Annotated in this window: 26 protein-coding genes; all 26 read right to left on the bottom strand. The window is 37.3% G+C overall.

What is annotated here, in order from left to right:
- Positions 1-36: 36 nt before the first annotated feature.
- The 26 genes from MKY81_RS06030 to spoIIR all read right to left on the bottom strand — a co-directional run bounded on the left by MKY81_RS06030 (position 37) and on the right by spoIIR (position 23,710).
- Positions 37-798: a TPM domain-containing protein gene (locus tag MKY81_RS06030; protein WP_066231185.1), complete on the bottom strand. Its 762-nt coding sequence runs from the start codon at positions 796-798 to the stop codon at positions 37-39.
- On the bottom strand, positions 795-1,373 hold the full coding sequence (locus MKY81_RS06025; RefSeq protein WP_066231182.1) for a LemA family protein: 579 nt from the start codon (positions 1,371-1,373) through the stop codon (positions 795-797). Before MKY81_RS06025 ends, MKY81_RS06030 begins: the two co-directional genes overlap by 4 nt.
- Positions 1,374-1,541: 168 nt before the next feature.
- Positions 1,542-2,852: a UDP-N-acetylglucosamine 1-carboxyvinyltransferase gene (gene murA, locus MKY81_RS06020; protein WP_066231178.1), complete on the bottom strand. Its 1,311-nt coding sequence runs from the start codon at positions 2,850-2,852 to the stop codon at positions 1,542-1,544.
- Positions 2,853-2,884: 32 nt separating this feature from the next.
- Positions 2,885-3,628 carry a YwmB family TATA-box binding protein gene (locus MKY81_RS06015; protein WP_108072193.1) on the bottom strand — a complete coding sequence of 248 codons (744 nt, stop codon included), beginning with the start codon at positions 3,626-3,628 and terminating at the stop codon, positions 2,885-2,887.
- A gap of 235 nt (positions 3,629-3,863) precedes the next feature.
- Entirely contained in the window at positions 3,864-4,097 is a 234-nt protein-coding gene (locus tag MKY81_RS06010) for a DUF1146 family protein (RefSeq protein ID WP_066231172.1), read from the bottom strand.
- A 92-nt stretch (positions 4,098-4,189) separates the two neighbouring features.
- Positions 4,190-4,594 (bottom strand): F0F1 ATP synthase subunit epsilon, encoded by a 405-nt coding sequence (locus MKY81_RS06005; RefSeq protein ID WP_066231169.1) that lies wholly within the window; start codon positions 4,592-4,594, stop codon positions 4,190-4,192.
- 23 nt (positions 4,595-4,617) lie between these two features.
- Positions 4,618-6,039 carry a F0F1 ATP synthase subunit beta gene (gene atpD / locus MKY81_RS06000; RefSeq protein WP_066231167.1) on the bottom strand — a complete coding sequence of 474 codons (1,422 nt, stop codon included), beginning with the start codon at positions 6,037-6,039 and terminating at the stop codon, positions 4,618-4,620.
- Between the two features lie 90 nt (positions 6,040-6,129).
- On the bottom strand, positions 6,130-6,987 hold the full coding sequence (locus MKY81_RS05995) for a F0F1 ATP synthase subunit gamma (RefSeq protein WP_066231166.1): 858 nt from the start codon (positions 6,985-6,987) through the stop codon (positions 6,130-6,132).
- Between the two features lie 99 nt (positions 6,988-7,086).
- Entirely contained in the window at positions 7,087-8,595 is a 1,509-nt protein-coding gene (atpA, locus tag MKY81_RS05990; RefSeq protein ID WP_066231163.1) for a F0F1 ATP synthase subunit alpha, read from the bottom strand.
- A 23-nt stretch (positions 8,596-8,618) separates the two neighbouring features.
- Positions 8,619-9,155, bottom strand: a complete 537-nt coding sequence (locus MKY81_RS05985; protein WP_066231159.1) for a F0F1 ATP synthase subunit delta — start codon at positions 9,153-9,155, stop codon at positions 8,619-8,621.
- The gene (gene atpF / locus MKY81_RS05980) at positions 9,152-9,682 is read right to left on the bottom strand and encodes a F0F1 ATP synthase subunit B (protein WP_066231155.1); all 531 of its coding nucleotides are present in this window, start codon (positions 9,680-9,682) and stop codon (positions 9,152-9,154) included. The genes MKY81_RS05985 and atpF overlap by 4 nt, the downstream gene beginning before the upstream one ends.
- A gap of 190 nt (positions 9,683-9,872) precedes the next feature.
- A complete protein-coding gene (atpE, locus tag MKY81_RS05975; protein ID WP_058005271.1) occupies positions 9,873-10,091 on the bottom strand; it encodes a F0F1 ATP synthase subunit C in 219 nt (72 codons plus the stop codon).
- A gap of 75 nt (positions 10,092-10,166) precedes the next feature.
- A complete protein-coding gene (atpB, locus tag MKY81_RS05970; protein ID WP_108072190.1) occupies positions 10,167-10,880 on the bottom strand; it encodes a F0F1 ATP synthase subunit A in 714 nt (237 codons plus the stop codon).
- Positions 10,881-10,901: 21 nt separating this feature from the next.
- On the bottom strand, positions 10,902-11,279 hold the full coding sequence (locus MKY81_RS05965; protein ID WP_066231150.1) for an ATP synthase subunit I: 378 nt from the start codon (positions 11,277-11,279) through the stop codon (positions 10,902-10,904).
- A 483-nt stretch (positions 11,280-11,762) separates the two neighbouring features.
- Positions 11,763-14,000, bottom strand: coding sequence for a S8 family serine peptidase (locus tag MKY81_RS05960; protein WP_108072188.1), 2,238 nt, complete (start codon positions 13,998-14,000; stop codon positions 11,763-11,765).
- Between the two features lie 101 nt (positions 14,001-14,101).
- Positions 14,102-15,250, bottom strand: coding sequence for a non-hydrolyzing UDP-N-acetylglucosamine 2-epimerase (gene wecB / locus MKY81_RS05955; RefSeq protein WP_107920568.1), 1,149 nt, complete (start codon positions 15,248-15,250; stop codon positions 14,102-14,104).
- Positions 15,251-15,275: 25 nt separating this feature from the next.
- Positions 15,276-15,905, bottom strand: a complete 630-nt coding sequence (upp, locus tag MKY81_RS05950) for a uracil phosphoribosyltransferase (RefSeq protein ID WP_066231139.1) — start codon at positions 15,903-15,905, stop codon at positions 15,276-15,278.
- 119 nt (positions 15,906-16,024) lie between these two features.
- On the bottom strand, positions 16,025-17,266 hold the full coding sequence (gene glyA, locus MKY81_RS05945) for a serine hydroxymethyltransferase (protein WP_066231136.1): 1,242 nt from the start codon (positions 17,264-17,266) through the stop codon (positions 16,025-16,027).
- Between the two features lie 154 nt (positions 17,267-17,420).
- A complete protein-coding gene (locus tag MKY81_RS05940) occupies positions 17,421-17,999 on the bottom strand; it encodes a TIGR01440 family protein (RefSeq protein ID WP_108072187.1) in 579 nt (192 codons plus the stop codon).
- Positions 18,000-18,035: 36 nt separating this feature from the next.
- Complete coding sequence (gene rpiB / locus MKY81_RS05935; RefSeq protein ID WP_107920567.1) at positions 18,036-18,482, bottom strand: ribose 5-phosphate isomerase B; 447 nt, start codon at positions 18,480-18,482, stop codon at positions 18,036-18,038.
- Positions 18,483-18,583: 101 nt separating this feature from the next.
- Positions 18,584-19,867 carry a methyl-accepting chemotaxis protein gene (locus MKY81_RS05930; RefSeq protein ID WP_108072185.1) on the bottom strand — a complete coding sequence of 428 codons (1,284 nt, stop codon included), beginning with the start codon at positions 19,865-19,867 and terminating at the stop codon, positions 18,584-18,586.
- A 27-nt stretch (positions 19,868-19,894) separates the two neighbouring features.
- Complete coding sequence (locus MKY81_RS05925; RefSeq protein WP_084347762.1) at positions 19,895-20,338, bottom strand: low molecular weight protein arginine phosphatase; 444 nt, start codon at positions 20,336-20,338, stop codon at positions 19,895-19,897.
- 159 nt (positions 20,339-20,497) lie between these two features.
- Positions 20,498-21,049 (bottom strand): manganese efflux pump MntP, encoded by a 552-nt coding sequence (locus MKY81_RS05920; protein ID WP_066233613.1) that lies wholly within the window; start codon positions 21,047-21,049, stop codon positions 20,498-20,500.
- A gap of 98 nt (positions 21,050-21,147) precedes the next feature.
- A complete protein-coding gene (locus MKY81_RS05915) occupies positions 21,148-22,206 on the bottom strand; it encodes an L-threonylcarbamoyladenylate synthase (protein WP_341117102.1) in 1,059 nt (352 codons plus the stop codon).
- A 222-nt stretch (positions 22,207-22,428) separates the two neighbouring features.
- Entirely contained in the window at positions 22,429-22,869 is a 441-nt protein-coding gene (locus MKY81_RS05910; protein ID WP_108072182.1) for a GNAT family N-acetyltransferase, read from the bottom strand.
- A gap of 115 nt (positions 22,870-22,984) precedes the next feature.
- Positions 22,985-23,710 (bottom strand): stage II sporulation protein R, encoded by a 726-nt coding sequence (gene spoIIR / locus MKY81_RS05905; RefSeq protein ID WP_108072181.1) that lies wholly within the window; start codon positions 23,708-23,710, stop codon positions 22,985-22,987.
- Between the last annotated feature and the right edge of the window lie 64 nt (positions 23,711-23,774).

Raw genomic sequence — 23,774 nt, 5'->3', positions numbered from 1 at the left:
AACTGAATTTGTAATTAACAAATCCAATTCTGCCTTTTACCAGTTTCGGCTGGCTCCGCCTCCACCGGAGGAGCCTCCGCCGCCTCCACGATTTCCACCACTTCCTCCTCCGCCATTTCTCAAAATAGAGGAAAGGAGATTGATTAACACATATGTGAGTGCACCACCGAAAAATTTCATATCGATAATAATTAATATGATGATTCCAATGGCTATTAATATCACTTTCCAAGTAGAAAAAGAGGATTCTTGTTGATAAGGTTCTGCCTTTGCAACATCCTTAATATTATATTCATTTGCCACTTCATTTAAAAGCTGTTTATACGTATTAACAATAGCTAGGTCTGCTTTATTATCTTTTAAATATGGCAACGCATATCGATCAAGGATTCTGCCTACTTTACCATCTGGTAAAGCACCCTCTAGTCCGTATCCAACTTCTACTCTAATCTTCCTATCTTCCTTCTTTTTCCCTATAACTAAGAGTAACAACACGCCGTTATTTAACTCTTTGTTACCTAGCTTAAACTTCCTAAAAGCAGCATTTGCATAGGATTCGATATCTTGGCCGTTAAGAGTAGAAACGGTTAATACGGCTACTTGGGCTTTTGTTTGATCATCGACCTGTCGTCCAAGGTTAATTAACTCTGCCTTTTCTTCCTGTGTTAATACATTTGCAGTGTCTTGAACATATATATCCCCGGTTGGATTAGGTATTTCCGCACTGGCGATTCTTCCTAACAAACTTATTGCTAATACGGCAACAATAGATATGCTAAGAAGGGTCTTTCTAATCATTGACCATTCCCCTCAAAGTCAACTTTAGGAGCTTCCTCAGCCCCATTCTGAGCTTTAAAGTATTGCTTCTGATCAAACCCAAACATACCTGCCATCATCGACCCAGGGAATCGTTTGACCTTTTTATTGTACTGGGCGACTTCATCATTATAATCCTTTCGAGCCACAGCTATACGATTTTCAGTACCTGCCAGCTCATCCATTAGTTGTTGGAAGTTTTGGTTCGCTTTTAAATCTGGATATTTTTCAACTACTACAAGAAGTCGACTTAATGCACCCGAAAGGTTATCATTTGCTGCTGCTTGGTCTTCCGGCGTTTTAGCACCAGCAAGCTTAGCACGAGCATCTGAGACATCTTTAATAACTTCCTTTTCATGTGAGGCATAACCTTTTACAGTGTTTACAAGGTTAGGAATTAAATCAACTCTTCTTTGAAGTTGTGTGTCAATATTTGAATACTTTTGATTAACATTCTCTTCTGCGGAAACAAACCCATTATAGCTTGAAACTGCCGCAATAACACAAATAGCTATAACAACGATGATACTTATTAAGATAATACTTCCCTTTTTCATCTTCTCACTCCTCTTATATGTATACCGATTTGGATAAAAAAAGCCTCTACAAATTAATCATTAATCAAATGTCTGCCGATTATAACATAAAATTAATAATATATTTGGTCCTATAATTATTTTACACAATAAAAAAACCCAAACAATGAATTTGGGCTTTTTTTGTGATTAAAGTTGTTCGGAAAGAAATTCTTTTCTATTTGTTGTTGTAACTTCTACTTCATCATTGACTCTTTCGATATCCGCGCCTAATGATGCTAATTTTTGATGGAAATTCAAATAACCTCTATCCAAATGTTTTAATTCAGTTACTCTCGTATAGCCATCTGCTCTTAATCCAGCAATGATTAAGGCTGCTGCTGCTCGAAGATCAGTAGCAGATACTTCTGCACCTTGAAGCTGACAAGGTCCATTAATAATAACAGATCGACCTTCGATTTTTATATCTGAATTCATTCGACGGAATTCTTCAACATGCATAAATCTATTTTCAAAAACCGTTTCCGTTATCATACCTGTACCTTCTGCGACAACTAGTAGAGACATCATTTGTGATTGCATATCAGTCGGGAAACCAGGATGAGGCATTGTCTTAATATCAACTGCTTTAAGCTTTTCAGGACCAATTACACGAAGACCTTGTTCTTCTTCAATGATCGTTACGCCCATTTCCTCAAGCTTAGCAATCAGCGATGTTAAATGTTCAGGAACAGCACCTTTTACAAGTACATTGCCACCAGTAATAGCAGCGGCAATCATAAATGTACCAGCTTCTATTCTGTCCGGTATGATTGTGTGATCAGCGGCATATAGACGTTCCACACCTTCGATACGAATCGTACCTGTTCCTGCACCCTTTACTGATGCACCCATTTTATTTAAGTAATTAGCTAAATCTACGATTTCTGGTTCCTTTGCACAGTTTTCAATTGTTGATGTTCCTTCTGCCAAAGTTGCAGCCATCATAATATTTTGTGTTGCGCCAACACTAGGGAAGTCTAAATAAATTTTCGCACCTTTTAAGCGACCTTCCGTTTCGGCTTCGATAAAGCCATTCCCGACTTTTACCTTTGCTCCCATTGCCTCAAAGCCTTTTAAATGTAAGTCGATTGGTCTTGAGCCAATCGCACAACCACCAGGTAATGCAACACGTGCTCTTCCCATTCTTGCTAATAGCGGTCCCATAACAAGGACAGAAGCACGCATTTTTCTTACATATTCAAATGGAGCTTCAATTAACAACTCTCTTGATGCATCTACAGATATTTTATTTTCTTGAAACGTTACATCAGCATTTAAATATCGTAACACTTCACCAATTGTATATACATCGGAGAGTGATGGTACATCACGAATAATACTTCTTCCTTCACTAGCTAACAATGATGCAGCGATAACAGGCAGTACAGCATTTTTTGCACCTTCAACTTGAACTGTACCGTTTAGCCGTTTTCCGCCGCGGACGATGATTTTTTCCAAAAGTATTCCCCTCCGCGTCCATTTTCTCTATATTAATATTCAATCGTTATGATAGGTGTGCCAATTACAAAGCTCGTATTGGCGCCCATTCCAGTTTTTCGTAAGCCAATTTGCAGATTCATTCGGTTATCTTTTGTTGGGACTGATTGCATAAACTCCGATGAATATGCAGAAATAGAAACAAAATCTTTTTCTTTTAACGCCTCTTTTTCATTTGCATGTAAGCTTGTCAATATTTGACTTACTTCAGACAATAAAACCTTATCCATTTTATCACTGAATTCGCCTTTTATACAAGAGAAAAACACTGGTTTCTTACTGTAAAGAGCATCCAATTTTACACCTATTGTTTTATTCACATTGAGCGCAATTTGGCTATTCCAATGAATACCTTTTACCTCATATATTAAATACGAAGTATATTGATTATTTGTAGGGGTCGACAAAAGTTTTATTGATTCGACAATATTTTTTTTACTTGATAAGCCTTCTGCTTGCCACTGCCCTTTTTCTTCCCTCACATCCCACTTCAGTTGAGGAAATTGCTCTTTTAATAAGTCTACCTGCTTTAACCAATCATTTTTTGAAGAAATATTTATTGATTCTCTTGTATATAGAGACCATTCAGAAATTTGTCCGTGTTCACGTTTTATTTCTTTGACCAGCATGTCTAAATCAGTAGTAAAATTTGCTAATACCGTTCTATTCCCAATAGTTACACAAAACAAACTAAAAAAAATTGATATTGTTAACAGATATAGTACGCTTTTTTTCATTTGGATTTCCCCTCTCCTTAGTTAAAGTCTTTACCAGTACGGAAGACTACATACTTAGGAAAAGTCGTCATCTTTTGACAATCGAAATGAAAATAAAACAAATAATCTGCCCTTTTATTTAGACGTTATAAATTAAAGAAAGTAACAAATTCCACATACAAAATTAATCATAATCAATATTTATTCAATATGATACAGGAAAGATAGGCCAATTATTACAAAATGATGACAAATTTTAAAATAAAAGTGGAATCTGTTTTGACCATAACAGATAATCTAAGAAGAAGTTACTAATTGCGGATCCAATTGCGATGGTAATTAAAACATAAAGTAATCTTGCCTGTATAACACGATTAGGTTTTAATAATTTTTCAAAGTTTAGTGCTCCAAGTGCCCAAAATGTTAAAACGATAAAAAACAAATGTGAGATTATACTGAGCAACGCTTGTTGTCCAAATTCCGGAACCATATGTATCTCTCCTTTCCAGATAGAAAAAGTTGTAACATATTTATTTAAAAACACCTTCTGACGGCTAAATCAGAAGGTGTTTTAAGCATATTTTAGAAACGGTGTTCGAAAACATTAATACGATTTATTGCTCGTCTTAATGCTAACTCCGCACGCACTCGATCTACTTCAGGTTGGTTTGATTGAATTCGACCTTCTGCACGAGACTTCGCTTCTTTTGCACGCTCTATGTCAATGCTTTCTGCCTTTTCAGCTGATTGAGCTAAAATGGTTACTTGCTCTGGACGTACTTCAAGAAAACCACCGCTAACTGCTACAAGCTCAGTGTTATTGCCGTTTTTTAGTCGTACAGCACCTATTTGAAGTGGTGCCACCATTGGAATATGTCCCGGCAAAATACCCAATTCACCACTTTGGGCTTTTGTACTTACCATTTCAACATTTGAATCATACACTGGGCCGTCTGGAGTGACAATACTGACTTTTAATGTCTTCATTTTGCGATCCTCCTGGTCCCTTATTATACCTCTACGCCCATCTCTTTAGCTTGTTTGATAACATCATCGATTGAACCAACAAGACGGAATGCATCTTCTGGAAGATGGTCATATTTTCCTTCTAATACCTCTTTAAATCCTCTTACAGTTTCTTTTACAGGAACATATGAACCTTTTTGACCTGTAAATTGTTCTGCAACGTGGAAGTTTTGTGATAAGAAGAATTGAATACGACGTGCACGTGCAACGATTAATTTATCGTCGTCACTAAGTTCGTCCATTCCTAAGATGGCAATAATATCTTGTAATTCTCGGTAACGTTGCAATGTTTGTTGTACTTGGCGTGCAACATTGTAATGCTCTTCACCAACAATTTCAGGTGAAAGTGCACGCGATGTTGATGCAAGAGGATCCACTGCAGGGTAAATACCCATTTCCGAAAGTTTACGCTCTAAGTTTGTTGTTGCATCTAAGTGAGCAAACGTCGTTGCTGGAGCCGGATCTGTATAGTCATCGGCAGGAACGTAGATTGCTTGGATAGATGTTACAGAACCTACATTTGTAGATGTAATACGTTCTTGTAATTGACCCATTTCAGTTGCAAGTGTTGGTTGGTAACCAACGGCAGAAGGCATACGACCTAATAAGGCAGACACCTCTGAACCAGCTTGTGTAAAGCGGAAAATATTATCGATAAATAAAAGAACATCTTGACCTTGAACATCACGGAAATATTCAGCCATCGTTAAGCCTGTTAATGCTACACGCATACGAGCACCAGGCGGTTCATTCATTTGACCAAAAACCATTGCTGTTTTCTTAATAACACCTGAATCAGTCATTTCCCAATATAGGTCATTTCCTTCACGTGTACGTTCACCAACACCGGCAAATACAGAAATACCACCATGTTCTTGTGCGATATTGTTAATAAGTTCCTGAATTAATACCGTTTTACCTACACCGGCACCACCGAATAGACCAATCTTACCACCTTTAATATATGGTGCAAGTAAGTCTACTACTTTAATTCCTGTTTCAAGAATTTCAACCTCAGTTGAAAGTTGCTCAAATGATGGTGCAGACCGATGAATTGGGTCACGACGTACATCTGCAGGAATTTCATCATTTAAATCGATCGTGTCACCTAATACGTTAAAAACACGACCAAGTGTTACGTCACCTACAGGAACAGAAATAGGTGCCCCACTATCAATTACTTCCATACCACGTTGAACCCCATCAGTAGAGTCCATCGCAATTGTACGAACGGAATCATCACCTAGGTGAAGAGCAACTTCTAAAGTTAAATCAATATCAACTTCAGTCGCAGTTTGAGCTTTATATTGAATTTTTAACGAATTATAAATATCTGGAAGTTGACCGTTTTCAAACTTGACGTCAACAACCGGACCCATTACTTGAAGAACGCGTCCAGTGTTCATCCTTTTCCCTCCTATCTTGCATTAAAGAAAGACTTAGGTGCTATAAATTTTCCCTAAGCTTCTTGTATTCAATTGGTATGCTAATACAATCTATTCAAGCGCTGCAGCTCCACCAACAATTTCAGTAATCTCCTGAGTAATTGCAGCTTGGCGTGCACGGTTATAAGAAAGTGTTAACGAATCAATCAGTTCTTTCGCGTTATCTGTTGCACTCTTCATCGCAGTCATTCTGGCTGCGTGCTCACTTGCTTTACCATCTAATAATGCTCCATAAATAAGGCTTTCAGCGTATTGAGGAAGCAATGTTTCTAAAATATCCTCTGCAGAAGGCTCAAATTCATAAGAAATAAGCTTATTAGATGAAGTAATATCCGTTAGCGGCAACAGTTTTTTCTCCGTTACTTCTTGACTGATTGCATTTACAAAATGGTTGTAGTACATGTAAAGTTCATCATACGTACCATCAGCAAACATACTTACTGTTTTATTCGTGATTTTCACAATATCTGCAAATGAAGGATGATCGGGAAGTCCAATAACATCTAATACGACATTCATATTACGATTTCTAAAATAATCGGCGCCGACACGGCCAATCGCAACAATGACATATTCATCATCTGAACGATGTCTTTCACGAATTTTATTATGAACTAACTTTAACACGCTGCTGTTATAAGCTCCTGCTAATCCACGATCAGATGTAATGACTAAATAACAAGTTTTTTTAACAGGGCGTGTTTCAAGCATTGGATGACTTGCATCTTTACTGCCTAATGCGATGCTGGCAACAACCTCTTGAATCTTCTCCATATATGGAACGAAAGATTTTGCATTCATTTCTGCTCTATTTAATGCAGATGCAGAAACCATTTGCATCGCTTTTGTAATTTGACTAGTTTTTTTCGTCGAATTAATACGAGATTTTAAATCACGTAAGGATGCCACTATTTCTCACCACCCTTGTTTTTAAGTAGGCCTCACCCTTTAGGACAATTGCTAAAAGGGAGCGAAGGCCTTCATTATTACCTTTATTAGGAAAAAACATTATTCTGATTTAGAGAATGTTTTCTTAAATTCATTGATAGCTGAAGCCATATCTTCATCAGCCGGAAGTCCACCAGTTGTACGAATTTGGCCAAGAAGTTCGGCACGATTTGCATCTAACCAAGTGTAGAATTCTAATTCGAAACGAACAATATCCTGAACTGGAATATCATCTAAGAACCCTTTTGTTAAAGCATAAAGAATCATTACTTGTTTCTCTACTTTAATTGGCTTATTCAAATCTTGCTTCAATACTTCAACAGTACGTTGTCCACGAGCTAATTTAGCTTGTGTTGTTTGATCAAGGTCAGATCCGAATTGTGCAAATGATTCAAGCTCACGGAATGAAGCAAGGTCAAGACGTAGTGTACCTGATACCTTTTTCATTGCTTTAATTTGAGCTGATCCCCCTACACGGGATACAGAAAGACCTGCATTGATCGCCGGACGCACACCTGAGAAGAATAAGTCTGATTGTAAGAAAATCTGACCATCTGTAATAGAAATTACGTTTGTTGGAATATAAGCAGAAATATCGCCTGCTTGTGTTTCAACGAATGGTAGAGCTGTTATCGAACCGCCGCCTAAGTCATCGTTTAACTTAGCTGCACGCTCCAATAAACGAGAATGTAAGTAGAATACATCACCGGGATATGCCTCACGACCTGGAGGACGACGTAATAGCAAGGAAAGCTCACGATATGCAGCAGCTTGTTTCGATAAATCATCATAGATGATTAAAACGTGCTTGCCATTGTACATAAATTCCTCTGCCATTGTTACACCTGTATAAGGTGCAAGGTACAATAATGGTGATGGTTGTGCAGCAGAAGCCGTAACAACGATTGTATAATCCAATGCACCATGTTTACGAAGTGTTTCTACAGTACTTCTAACAGTTGATTCTTTTTGTCCGATTGCAACGTAAATACAAATCATATCTTGGTCTTGTTGATTAATAATTGCATCGATTGCTACAGTTGTTTTACCAGTTTGACGGTCACCAATGATTAACTCACGTTGACCACGACCAATTGGCACAAGTGCATCGATCGCTTTAATCCCTGTTTGTAGTGGTTCATGTACAGATTTACGAGCCATTACACCAGGTGCTTTCTTTTCAATTGGGCGAGTTTTTGCAGTGTTGATTGGCCCAAGACCATCAACAGGCTGTCCTAATGAATTGACAACACGTCCAATTAACTCCTCACCTACAGGAACTTCCATGATTCTACCAGTACGGCGAACTTCATCGCCTTCACGAATATCAGTATATGGTCCTAAAATAATGATACCTACATTGTTTTCTTCTAAGTTCTGAGCAAGACCCATCACTCCGTTAGAAAACTCTACAAGTTCACCAGACATTGCATTGTCGAGACCATGAGCACGAGCAATACCGTCACCGATTGAAATAACAGTACCAACATCGCTAACCTTCATTTCAGACTGATAATTTTCAATTTGCTTTTTTATCAGCGCGCTGATTTCTTCAGCTTTAATGCTCATGAATTTCACCCCTCATGTTAAATTTAGCTAATTAAACTGCGTTCTAGACGGTCTAGTTTGCCACGTAGGCTGCCGTCGAATATTTTATTTCCAATTCGAACCTTCACTCCACCGAGTAGATCCGTATCAATGACATTTTCAATATTTAATGAAACTCTGCCAACTTTTTTTGCAAAAACAGATGATATCGCTTCGCTTTCACTTGCGTTTAACGGTCTTGTGGAATATACAATTGCTTCAGCTATTCCGTTATTTAAGTTAGCAAGCTCGATATATTCATCTGCAACACTAGTTATTTCATTCACACGATGGCGCTCAGTTAATAACATTAGTGTATTTACAACTACATTTGAAGCCGAATGAAAAATCTCTTTAATCATGTCAATTTTCTTTTCAGAAGAAAATTTTGGAGATGTTAAAAGATTAATTAATTCAGGATTATCTTTGATAGCTTTTTTTATGGCACGAAGTTCATCTTGAACTTGCTCCAATAGATTTTGTTCTTTGGCTAGCTCAAAAAGCGCGGTAGCATAGCGTTTTGCAACTGCATTGTTACTCATCGTTTTTCTCCTGCCTCTTGAATATAGTCATTAATTAGCTTCTCTTGATCAGCTACAGTTAGTTCTTTCTCAATCACTTTAGAAGCAATTAATACAGATAAGGATGCCACTTGTTCACGTAAAGCAGCTACTGCCAATTCTTTTTGTTGTTCGATTTCTACTTTTGCACTCTCTTTTAAGCGATTTGCTTCCGCACGTGCAGTAGTAATAATTTCTTCACGTTGAAGATCGCCTTGCTTTTTCGCATTTTCAATTAATCCTTGTGCTTCTACACGTGCTTCTTTTAATAATGCACGTTGTTCTTCTAATAGATTGCTTGCTTCTGCACGGCTTTTCTCCGCTGCTTCAATTTCATTTGCAACATGTTCTTCACGTTGCTTCATGATTCCCATTAATGGGCCCCACGCAAACTTTTTAAGTAATGCCAACAATATAATAAACATGAGCAGCTGGAAAATAATATCACCAGTGTTCAAAAATTTATGTCCACCTTCAGCTACTCCAAGTACAAAACTACTTGTTAACACGCTCTATTCACTCCCTTCAAGAGTCAATACCTAAAACAGGTTTTATATAAACAATCTCTTTTAATCTTTAGTAAAATATACTGATTTCACTTGTTACCCATAAGTAAAATCCATAGACTTTTCGCTTGTCGTAACATAAAGCAATGGCGAAGGTTCTATCAGATGATCTTCGCCATTTTGAATGCTAAAACTATTTATTAACAACCATGAACGCGATTACCGCTGCGATAATCGGTAGGGCTTCTACTAACGCAACCCCGATAAACATAGTTGTTTGAAGCATACCACGTGCTTCTGGTTGACGAGCAATCCCCTCAACTGTACGAGATACAATAAGACCGTTACCAATACCTGCACCAAGTGCACCTAAACCGATAGCAATTGCTGCTGCGATTACACCCAAACTCATTATAAAGTTCCTCCTTTAAATGTATAAAAAAATTTTTTATAAAAATAGTTTTTGTCCTATTGGACGAATATTATATTAATGGTCCTGACTCACTTTGTGTGCCATATACACCATTGTTAACATAGTAAAAATAAATGCTTGAATTGTCCCTACAAAGACTGAGAATCCTTGCCATGCAAGCGTTGGAATGATAGCTCCAATCCAACCGCCGGGACCTGACATTGCAAGACCACCAGCTAAAAGTGAAAGTAAAATTTCACCTGCATAGATGTTTCCGTAAAGACGGAGACCTAATGTTAAAGTGTTTGAAAATTCCTCAATAATTTTGAAAGGAACCATAAACGCAAACGGCTCTTTAAAGCCTTTTAAATATCCACCAAACCCTTTTTGTCTAACACCATAAAAATGAGTTAATCCAACAATCATTATCGCTAAAGTTAGTGCGATCGTAGGGTCGGCAGTAGGTGATTTCCACCATAAGTCTCCTTTTATAACTACTGAAAATGGAAGACCTAACATATTGGAAACAAAAATGTACATAATAATCGTTATGCCTAAAACGTGAAAGGCACCACCTGTTTTCCAATCCATGTTACTCTTAATAATTCCTTTAACAAAGTCCATAATCCACTCAAAGAAGTTCTGCATACCTGTAGGTTTCATCGCTAATTTTCTTGTAGATAGTAACGCGATAATAAATACTATTAATGAAGCAACAGTAATCATTAGCACGTTTGCCAAGTTAAAGGTAAGCCCCATAAATTCCCATAACGGCGCTCCGTGTTCCAATCAAATTCACCTCTCTTCCTGCTATTTATGTGATTGTATAATATGATGAATAATAAAATCTATCATAATGACAACATAAGATGTCACTAATCCCAAAATAACACATAAGAAATTAAAATACTCAGGATACTTCGTAGCAATCATAACTGCTAGGACCGCCGCTATCATTCTCGTGACAGTACCGAACGATCGAAAGCTTTTCCCAGTTTCTATTGCTTCACCAAAACGTTTCGTTCTTCTTACCATGAGCCAATGATTATATAAGCTAATTGAAGTACCAAGAATCAAACCTAAAAAGACAGATTGATATTGGGTAAATCCCCAACCTAAAACATAAAGGGATAAAAGATACAGCATATACTTGCGGTGCCTATTAAACATTAGTTGGAGTTCCGGCATGTCTTTCAAATCTCTCCCGAAAAGAAATGTCGGACTGTATGAAGCAAGACTATTATTTACTAGTAATAGTCAAGGAGTAGTCCGATGAAAAAATTAGTGGTTCAGTATTAAAATGAGGATCTACTCAACTACAGCCAAGTATTTCTAAAACACTGGTTAAGTTTTTATGACTAACTACATTTTTGCGTACCTAGCATACTTCAATTCTCACCTTGCATAAGATGAATGGACAAGAGGTTTTTCATTGTGAAAGCATACTGAAAACCCTATCATTCAACACCCTCTGTTAGCATACAATAGGGTATTATCAATGTCAATTGGTTTCTGTGAAAAACCGCACTATCTCAACCATCCACACTAAAATTGTCACAAAATCATCAAATTTTATAAATAATTTGTTTTTCGAAAATTTATAAATTTTATATCAAACTATTTATTATTTACGTCTACTATTTTATCTATTTTATTTATCGCGCACCACATTTATTTTTTTCCATTATCATTTTGCAATAATTTTAGCGAATGTTCTTGGATGTCCTCTTGCCCATTGTTACGCGCAAAAGCTACCGCTACTACTTTGTTCAAATATTTAGGGGCTTTAAATTCAATTTGGTTTTCTTTTAAACCTGGTCCTACTTTCTTCCTTTCTTCAAGAAATCCTATAAATTTTAATGTATCTTCTTCAAATAATGCGATACCAAACTCTTCTGCACCCATCGGTAAATAAACTTCATAACGGAAAGTTTCCGGTGAATCTCCGGGCACTATTGAAAAGCCCATCAACCTCGGAAAACTCGGTTCCTTTTTTATAAATAGAAAAGGAAGATCAATACTTTTGTCTTTTTCAATCAATGAAAGATATCCATCAATCATTTCTTTATTAGTATGGAAGCTTCTTTTAATAAAAGCGGATATTGACAAGGTTCTTTTCTCTCCGGGTTTTAACGTAAATGGCAGCGGAAGTTTCCAATCTATATTTTCATCATACTTTAAAAGTTTAAAATGATAATGCTTTGTTTGATTACTTATATTTGTTATTGTTACTTGCTTTTTGTTTTCGTCAAATTGTTTTGTAAGTATCCCAAACGATAGACTACTTGGTGAAACTAATGTTTCGGTATGTATCGCTTGATCAATATTAATTCTTCCCGCTCCTTGTTCATAAACTTTATACCGATTTCCCTTTTCATCGTGGAGGATTGTTGCCGTGTTCATAATGGAAGATTTAATTTCGGCAGGCCCCCACTCCGGGTGAGCTTGTTTTATTAAAGCAGCCGCACCGGCAATATATGGTGCTGACATACTCGTCCCTTGTAATTCAATATACCTTTTATCGGGAATCGTACTTTTAATTGCCACACCAGGGGCCGTAATATCAGGTTTTATTGACCAATTTACTGTTACGGGACCTCTTGAGCTAAAATCGGCAAGAAGGTCTTTTTCCACTTTATAAATGGTTGAAGCCAAAATAGGAGATTTTTTGGGGATTAAACTTTCCCCATCAACCATGGATATCGAAACTGCAGGGATATCGATTTCACCATCAATTTTCCCTACGAACGGTCCTTTCGTATTATTAAAAATAATCACGCCAACCGCACCTGCGGCTTCTGCATTTTTTACTTTTTTTGAGAACTCTATCTCTCCGCGTTTTATAAGTGCGATTTTACCAGCTACATTTTTCATATCTTTCTTTTTTCCAATTCCGACGTATTGAACTGGATACGTATGGTTTAAGTTCCATTTTACGCTTCCTACAAAAGGGACTAGTTTGATTGGACTTTTTAATTGAACAGCTGACAAATAAGGTACTTTCAGCACAGGGGTTGAGGCTCCAACTGAAATGGCTTTTGAAGATGTCCCCGGAGTTCCTACCGTCCATAGATTTGGACCTGAATTCCCGTTGGATGTAACGGCCACGATCCCTTTTTCAACTGCCTTATTTAATGCAATGCTAATAGGTAAATCCGGACCATTAACATCTGACCCTAAAGAAAGATTAATGATATCAAGTTTACTTTTCACTGTTCTTTCAATTGCCGCCAATATTTGCTCGGTAGTGCCTTTACCACCCGCTCCTAATGCTCGATACGCGTAGATCTTTACATCCGGTGCAACCCCTTTCATCCTTCCGTTTGCACCGATTATGCCGGCCACATGTGTCCCGTGAATGGTTGGTTCACCTTCATGGATCTGTGTCTCAAGCGGATTATTATCCTCATCAACTAGATCGTAGCCACCACTATAATTGGACCTTAAATCCGGATGGGTATAATCAATCCCAGTATCAATGACCCCTACTTTAATTCCCTTCCCTGTCAGACGATTACCTTTGGAATCATAGTAATTTTGTGCTTTTTCCGCCCCAATTAAAGATAATGCAGACGGATTTAGCTTTTCTACACTGTAGGATTGGTTATCATAAGTAGCCGAGATTTTGCGATACATTTGTGATAATTTGAGTAAGTCTTGTCTTGAGCCGACAACGGAAAATCCATTAAACGTTTCGGAAAAAAGATACCTAAGTTTGATTGAAGGATATTTTTTTATATAATTCTCTATTTCTACCTTGTTAGGTGTTCCTTTTGTTGCAAAAATCATAACTACTTTTTCTAAAGGGGAAGGTGGTGGAAGTGAAGGTATGTTCCAAGCCTTAGCCGAAATACTTGGCGAGAAAGTCAAAAAAAACAAGAGTCCAATAAGTAATTGCTGCCGTTTCACTAGAGGAAACCCTCCTTATTACTTTTTTATTAGCTTTTCACGAAAGGGTAAGGTTATGCAGCAAGAGCATTAAAAAACAAGTCGGATTACTCCGCCTTGTTTTAAAGTGGTTTATATGGTTTCGGTTTTTCATTAATATTTTTAAAATAGTATTGAATGGCTTCTACAATACGTTTAGATGCTTGTCCATCACCATATGGATTGGCAGCCTTAGCCATTTTCTCGTAGGATTCTTTATTTGTTAATAATTCTGTAGCAAGTTGATAGATTGTTTCCTCCTCGACTCCTGCTAACTTAAGAGTACCCGCTTCAATTCCTTCCGGACGTTCAGTTGTATCGCGAAGCACAAGAACAGGAACACCAAGTGATGGTGCTTCTTCCTGCACCCCCCCCGAATCAGTCAAAATGAGATAAGCATGACTGGCAAAGTTATGGAAATCAATAACGTCTAGCGGTTCGATAAGATGAATACGAGGATTGCCTCCTAAAACTTCATTGGCAATATCTCGAACAGCAGGATTTAAGTGAACGGGATAGACTACTTGAACTTTCGGATGTTCATCAACTATTCGCTTTACTGCCCGAAACATATTTCTCATCGGTTCCCCGAGATTTTCCCGACGATGTGCAGTAAGCAGGATTAGTTTATCGTCTCCAAGTTTCCCTAAAATCTTATGTTCGTATTCACTTTTAACAGTCGTTTTTAATGCATCTATTGCGGTATTTCCGGTAATAAAGATACTGTCTTTATTTTTATTCTCAGCTAATAAGTTATTAGATGCTTTCTCAGTTGGAGCAAAATGAAGGTCAGCTAAAACCCCTGTCAATTGACGATTCATTTCTTCAGGATATGGCGAGTATTTGTTCCAAGTTCGTAGCCCGGCTTCCACATGACCTACAACTATTTTGTTATAATAAGCGGCTAGACTGGCAACAAAAGTTGTCGTCGTATCACCATGTACTAGAACAATGTCAGGCTTAGCCTCTTTCATTACATGGTCTAGACCTTCTAAACCTTTAGTTGTGATATCTATTAATGATTGGCGATCTTTCATCATATTTAAATCATAATGTGGTTGAATATGAAAAATATCTAAAACTTGGTCTAACATTTGGCGGTGCTGAGCAGTTACCGTAACAATCGGTTCAATACTTTCGGGATACTTTTGTAGTTCAAGAACTAAAGGGGCCATTTTAATCGCTTCCGGCCTCGTTCCAAAAATAGTCATTACTTTTATTGGTCTTTTCATGTCCTCTCTCCCTCTAAGTATCCATTTATTTCGTTCCGAATAAACGATCCCCCGCATCACCTAGACCAGGAACAATGTATCCTTTTTCATTTAATTTTTCATCTAATCCGGCAATGTATATGTCAATATCAGGATGTGCTTCTTTCAGTGCTTCCACACCTTCCGGAGCGGCAATAAGGCACATAAATTTAATGTTTTTCGCACCACGTTTTTTCAAAGAATTAATTGCTTCGACAGCCGATCCCCCTGTTGCTAGCATCGGATCAACGACAATAAAGTCTCTTTCTTCCACATCATTTGGAAGTTTTGCATAATATTCAACAGGTTTTAATGTTTTCGGATCACGATACAAGCCAATATGTCCTACTTTTGCGGCAGGGATTAGCTTCAACACGCCATCGACCATTCCAATTCCGGCACGAAGAATAGGGACAATTCCTATTTTCTTTCCCGATAATATTTTAGACTTCGATACACTTACAGGTGTTTCGATTTCGATATCTTCTAATGGCATATCACGTGTAATTTCATACACCATAAGTGTTGCTACTTCATCAACTAACTCACGGAATTCTTTAGTACCAGTGTTTTTATCACGTATGTACGTTAATTTATGCTGAATAAGCGGATGATCCATCACATGAACATTTCCCATTTTTTTCGCTCCTTAATATATAAAAATTTATTACTACTACAAATTCACCTATCTCATTCTACACGAAAAGGGAGTTCATTCTCAAGGCTAGACCAATTAGAATAAACTCCCTTTATTATTTATTTTTCTTGGTACAATGGAAACTTATTGGTAAGTGCTGATACTCGTGTTCGTGCTTCTGCTAGTTTTTCATCATCTTCATGATTTTTCAATGTGTTTCCAATAATGGATGCAATTTCGTCCATTTCTTCAAGTCCAAAGCCGCGAGAAGTAACAGCAGCTGTACCGATACGAATGCCACTTGTCACAAATGGACTCTCCGGATCAAATGGAATTGTATTTTTATTTACTGTAATACCGATATCATCAAGAACTTTTTCAGCCACTTTTCCAGTTAAACCTAATGAACGGAGGTCGACCAATAATAAATGGTTATCCGTGCCGTCGGATACTAAACTTAACCCTTCTTTTTTCAAAGATTCACCTAGACGTTTGGCATTGTCAATGATTTTTTGTGAATATTCTTTAAAGCTGTCATCCAGAGCTTCCCCAAATGCGACTGCTTTAGCAGCAATTACATGCATTAGTGGGCCGCCTTGAATTCCGGGAAAAATTGATTTATCAATTTTCTTCGCGTATTCTTCTTTACACAAGATCATTCCGCCGCGTGGGCCGCGTAATGTTTTATGTGTAGTAGTTGTAACAAAGTCAGCAAATGGAACTGGGCTTGGATGTAATCCAGAAGCAACCAATCCAGCAATATGAGCCATATCTACCATCAGATACGCTCCAACTTCATCAGCTATTTCACGAAACTTTTTGAAATCTATTACTCTTGGGTAGGCACTAGCACCCGCCACAATCAGTTTTGGTTTATGTTCACGAGCTTTATTTAATACGTCTTCATAATCGATCGTGTGGCTATGTTCATCTACACCATACTCCACAAAATTATACTGTACACCACTAAAGTTAACTGGACTACCATGTGTTAAATGGCCTCCATGGGAAAGATTCATACCTAAAACGGTATCACCTGGCTCAAGAACTGTAAAATAAACAGCCATATTTGCCTGAGCACCTGAATGTGGTTGAACATTGGCGTGTTCTGCACCAAATATTTGCTTAGCACGTTCACGAGCAAGATTTTCAACTACATCTACATATTCACATCCGCCGTAGTACCTGCGACCCGGATATCCTTCTGCATATTTATTCGTTAAAACAGACCCTTGTGCTTCCATTACAGCTTCACTTACAAAATTCTCAGAAGCAATCAATTCAATTTTCGTCCGTTGGCGTTTCAGTTCATCTTGAATCGCTTGATATACTTCTTTATCTTGTCCAGCTATCTTACTCATTTATGTCCCCTCCTGCGTCAACAATTAGTCAAATACCTTCTTATTTTAACATAGTTTTCTTACAGGCAAGTCTAATACTTAACTTTTTTCTGATAATTTTTGCTTACTGAGTGATAACCATCTTAATGATGAACAAAAAAAGAATCCTGATTATTTAGCAGGATTCTTGATTTTCGTTCATCTGATTTTCATAAACGGCTCTAGCCCCGCCAATTAATTTTGGTCGTGTTTTTGCTAGAGTAACATTGGCAGAACCAAGTGTATGATTTTTGACTCTAATTGGTACGGCAACATGTTTTAGATGCATCCCGATAAATGTATTACCAATGTCGATACCCGCATCTGCTTTAATAAACTCGATCACGACAGGATCTTGAAAATGGTGATAAGCATAGGTCGCCATGGCACCACCGGCCGCCCTTACAGGTATGACGGAAACTTCCTCCCATTCATGACGATTCATGAGTTCTCTTTCTATTACTAAACTTCTGTTTAAATGTTCACAGCATTGAAAAGCTAAATGAATCCCATGGTTACGTGCAAAGGCAGTTAACTCATCAAATATGACGGATGCTACTTCCTCACTTCCTGCTGTCCCAATTTTTTCGCCAATCACTTCAGATGTAGAACATCCAATAACTAGAATTTGGCCTTGTTTAAACGTAACTTGGGAGGAAAAGTCATTAATTATTTCCTTCAACTGTTCTTTCCAAAGTAATAGATCTGTAGTCAATCCAATCACCTAACTTATCGTATAATGAACCATTTATTACAAATTCTGTTCTTCGTAATTCGTTAATTTTTCAATTCGACGTGCATGTCTTCCACCTTCGAATTCCGTTGTTAACCACACTTTTGCAATTTCTAATGCAAGTCCAGGACCAATGACTCTTTCACCCATCGCTAGCATATTTGTATCGTTATGCTGACGGGTTGCTTTTGCACTAAATACATCGTGAACGAGAGCACAACGAATTCCTTTCACCTTATTTGCAGAAATACTCATTCCAATTCCTGTACCACAAATGAGGATTCCACGGTCAAATTCGCCATTTGCCACTTTTTGCGCAACAGGGAGAGCATAGTCAGGGTAATCAACTGAACTTTCACAATTACAGCCAAAATCTTGATATTCGATTCCCATTTCCTCTAATAAATTGCGAATTTCTTTGCGAATATGAACGCCGCCATGATCGGATGCCAATGCTACTTTCATTTTTATACCCCCATTTTCTTATTTCCTACCTTTATTTTTACACATAGTACTAAATTTATAAAGTAATCCATATAAGAAAAGCGAAAAGCGCCTTGGTTGTCTTATAATTGAAATTGAGAGATTGTTGCTTTCAACTTGTCAGCATCATCTTTTAACTGACAAACAAGTTGCTCTACATTTTCCATTACAGCTACTTGCCCATTTGTTGCATCCGTTACTTCTTCGGCACCTGCAGATGTTTCTTCAGCGATCGCTGCGACTTCTTGAGATTGTCTAGACGCTAGCTCGACACTTTCCATCTGTTTGTCCACAAGAGTTGAGATGCTCTTTACTTTATCGGCAACAACATGGATCGTATTCGTCATCGTTTCAATCACTTCATTTGTTTTTGCACCTTTTGATGCTTCATAGTTTGCCGTTGATACTTGATCTGTAATTTGTTTGACGACACTATCTACACCGTGTTGAATATTTTGAATTAATTCGGATATTCCTTGTACTGCTTTTGCACTTTCATCGGCTAATTTACGTACTTCTTCTGCTACAACCGCAAACCCTTTACCATGTTCACCTGCACGTGCCGCTTCAATAGAAGCATTAAGAGCAAGTAAGTTCGTTTGCGCTGCAATATCTCCGACTAATAAGATAATTTGCTCCACTTTTTTAGCGTTTTCCTCTAAATCAAGGACAACTTGTAATGATTCTTGATTTTCCTTCGCCAATTTATCAATACCTTGGATCAGCGAACTAACGACTTCTTTACTTTCTTGCAATTCTTTAACCATTTCTACTGAAACCTGCTCTGAGGATTTTGCATTTTCTTGTACTTTATAGGCAATTTGAATAATATCTTCAACAGATTCAGCTGTTGATTGAATTGCGATAGCTGAGCTTTCTGCCCCTGCAGATATTTCATCAATCGTATGTGCAATACTTTCCGCTTGTTCTGTTGCTCTTGTCGTCTTTTCGGAAATTAAGATGACGTTTCCATTTGTTTGTTGGAAATTTTCTTCTATACTATGTACCATCACACGTAAATTCGCTAACATCTGATTAAACGCCATACCGAGTGAGCGTATTTCATCATCTGACTTTGGCAATTCCACATCTAACTGAATGTTTCCTCTACTTGCATCTATTGCTGCGCGCTCTAAACGTTGTAACGGCTTAGTGATAACCCCTGCAACAAAATAAGCTAATAGGCCTGTCCAAAATATTCCTAATAAAAGTGTAATACTATTAAACAACGATTCATCTACATTTGCTGCAAATTTTGAATGAACAATACTAATAAAAAAGAAACTCGTTGAATAAGTGACTAGAGCTAACAGTGTAACAAACAGCACTAATTTTTTCCGCAGACCAAACTTATACCGCTTTTTCATGTTTCGACTCTCCCCTATGTTGTTGATCTATTTTATTTTTTCTATCGCTTTTTCTATTAGATCGGATAATTCAAGAAATGTTGTTCTATACATTTCTACACTTCCCCCAAAAGGATCTCCGACGTCGATATTATCGCCTTTTCCATTTACAAATTCCTTCAATGTAAATGTTTTTTCTTTAGCAAATGGATAGGATTCGATGATTGAAGATTTATGACTCTCTGTCATCGTCAGGATCAGCGTCGCCCATTGGATATCCTCTTCTGTCAACATTTTTGATGTGTGAGAATGTTCAATATTGTTTTCTTCAAGAACAACCATTGCTTGTTGTGAAGCATTGTGACCATCGACGGCAAATATCCCCGCAGATTTAACGGATATGTTTTGCAGCTTTTTATTTTTTAAAATTGCCTCAGCCATCGGGCTACGACACGTATTTCCAGTACAGACGAATAATATATTCAATGATATCCTTCCCTTCAACAATTAACGATTCTAATTATTCTACCATTATTATAGTCTAAAAGACCCTATTTCAATAGTAGGCTTTGTTAAAATAAGTGAAAATTTAAAGACAAGCAATCAAAGAATTGATTGCTTGTCTTTAAATTTCCCATTATTCTTTCATTTTTATAGAGCTACTAGTAGCTTTATACCAAATCCCAATAATACGCAACCACCTAAGGCTTCACTATACGCCCCAATATATCCTTGAAACTTTCTTCCTATAATTAAGCCCGCCCAAGTCAATACTGTTGCTGCAATTCCAAAGCAGAGCAGTACAGCTGCTGTGCGAGCCCCCAAAATTCCAAGTGAGAGCCCCACTGAAAAGCTATCTAAACTAGAGCTTAAGGCAAAAAATATTAATCCCCAACCATATGGTTTAATGATTGTTTTTTCTTCCTTTTTAAGGGTGGAAAAAACCATTTGTAGGCCTAAAACAATTAGGAGGATTCCACCAATATATTGAGCAATTGTTCCAAATGCGTCAGATATAAAATGTCCAGTTAATATTCCTAATAATGGCATGACAACATGAAAGATTCCTATCGTTAAACCAATATAAAAAATTTGCCTGTATCTAAGCTTAATCATCCCCATACCAAGTCCAATTGAAAAAGCATCCATACCTAAGGCAAATGCCATTAACATTAATGTAATTAATTCTGCGATGATTGCCATCATTCTTTTTCCTCCTTCGGACGTGCCTACTGACAACATATGCATGTCCAAAGAAGAATAGAATTTTATTTTGCAAGATTTTGGTCAAGAAAAGAGATTTAATCCACCTTATTTTGACGAACCCAGCGATGTCCCGCTGCTTTTTCCAATCGATTCATAATAGCAAGGCCTATTCCCTCTATTGGAAAAGTTTCTGAAAATATTATATCGACATCTTGATTATTAAATGCACGTAAAGTGTCATAAAGAGTGTGTGCTACCGTTTTTAAGTCCTGACGGCTTCCGCAAGCAATTACAACATCCGCACGATAGTCCTTTTTTGTTTCCTCTGTCGCTATTACCCCTACTTTTAACCCCTCTTTTTGTTTATTGCTCACCAATTCCTGGATATAAGCAAAAGTTCCATCGACTAAATACACTGGTGCATCCGGTGCATAATGAGTGTATTTCATGCCCGGGGATTTCGGACGATCATTTGTATCACTATTTAAAGCCGGATCAACGAGCACTTCACCAATTACCATTTCCATTTGTTCTTTTGATAAGCCGCCCGGACGAAGAATCATCGGTATATCACCTGTACAATCAATTACTGTTGATTCTACTCCCACACCTGTATATCCACCGTCCACAACTCCGGCAATCCTGCCATTCAAATCGTCTAAAACATGTCGTGCTGTTGTCGGACTTGGTTTTCCGGAACGATTGGCACTCGGTGCTGCAATTGGAAGTTTAGTTAATCGAATTAATTCAAGTGCTAGTGGATGATCCGGCATCCTTATTCCTACTGTATCCATCCCAGCTGTCACTTTCTCCGAAAAGATACCCGGTCTACAATTAAATATAATTGTTAAAGGACCTGGCCAAAATTGTTGAATAAGCAATTGGGCTTGTTCGGATATATTTGTCACAAGTTCTTCTAATTGATTTATTTCAGCAATGTGGACAATTAGTGGATTATCACTTGGTCTTCCCTTTGCTTCATATATTTTTGCAACGGCTATATCTGATTTTGCATTTGCACCTAGCCCATAAACCGTTTCTGTCGGAAAGGCAACCACTTCATTTTGCCTTAATAGCTCCGCTGCTTCTTCTAGCTGTGGATTACCCGATAAATTATCCACATAATTATCCACACTCCACTGAATTGTCTTCATAGCTTCCACCTTTTTTCTTTTTTGTTGAAATTCATTCGTTAAAGTAGAGTTTTGTCGAATAAAGACTTATATTATCCTTTTTTAACCCGATAACAACGAACACCAACATTTTTTCTCTTTTGAAAGTATATTAAAAAGTAGAAGTAAACACAAGCATATCCACAATATGTGGATAATTATAATTAAACGGTGGATAACTTCTGGGGAAAATGTGAATATCTTTTACATTACTTTTTCCATAAAAATTACTTGTTGATAGTTTAATAAATGCTTGCCATATCGCGAATTTCCAAATTCCTTTGGAAGATGAGTCCTTTCTATCTTTTCAAAACCAGCCATTCGAAATAACGGAATTGACTTTTCTTTATTTGTCGTTAAATATAGTGTGGATAATTTTTTATTTGACGCTAATTTATACACATGTTGAAAGATTGTGAATAAATCCTCTTCCTTTATAGCCGGATGGATGACCATTGAACGGAGAATGCCAATGTTATTGAGAGGTTCAATTCCTAATGTGGCTTTTAAATTGCCATCAATATCCTCAATGACTATAAAATATTCGATTAGCTTTTCTACTCCTTCAGTACTTATCCCCACTTCATTAAGAAAACTCTTTACCTTTTCTACATCTTTATGTGTCGCCACTCGAATAACCTGCATGCGATCATCCCCTACCATTCATTATTTTTGATAGACTCTACTAAACTTTCCACTATAATCCTTATGATAGAAACAAAAAAATAGAACAAAAAAAGAAGCCGATATTGACTTCTTTTTAAAAGATTTTCTGAAAAAGCTCGACGATAAAGAATTTTACTTTTGCTTGGTCATCTTCCTCTTTTACATAAAGGGGTTTCTTTGCTTCCTTTGTAGTTTCTTTTTCTGTTTCATCTTTGATTTCACGTTCTGATTTTTCTTTTGTCGTCGATTTGCTTTCCTTTTTCTCTATCACTGGTTCCGTCTCTTTTTCTTTCTTTTCATCAAATCCGGGACTTACCGCGACACCATTTGAGAAATCCATGAAGCAAAGCGGAGGATAGAGAACACACCACCAATTGGCTCCCTCCCCTTTACCTAAAGTAATTAAAACCGCCTCGTACTCACCCGCCGGGTATAAAAATTGTCCATAAAGCTTAGTCGGGAATTGAACTTGACCGAATTCTACCTTTACCAATTGCTTACTATTTTCTTCTTGAACTACTTTTAATGCAATCTTTTTGATATCCGGTAAATGGGATTTAATCACTTTTCTAGCATCATCAATTGAATCTAATTTCTCTACCCATTTCGTAATCTCTTGATTTACTTTATCTCGAATTTTCCTTTTTAATGCTTGGTCTTCTTGATTATCACTATTTGCCAGGATCCTCAGACGAACCGCCTCTTTCGGAATGACAATCGCTTCCTCTGCAGCAATTTCCTGTTTCGGTATATATAAACTTAAGATCGTTCCAATCGATAAGATAATAATATAAACTAATGGATAATATTTTTTATTCATTTCCTCTCCCCATCCCTTCACTAACACAGTTTGGACAAGAAAGAGAAATCTTAAACTAGTAAAC

The sequence above is a fragment of the Heyndrickxia sp. FSL W8-0423 genome (assembly GCF_038009395.1).
Taxonomy (GTDB): domain Bacteria; phylum Bacillota; class Bacilli; order Bacillales; family Bacillaceae_C; genus Heyndrickxia; species Heyndrickxia sporothermodurans.
Note: the sequence above shows the minus strand (reverse complement) of the source record. Positions and strands in the feature narration are given on the sequence as shown.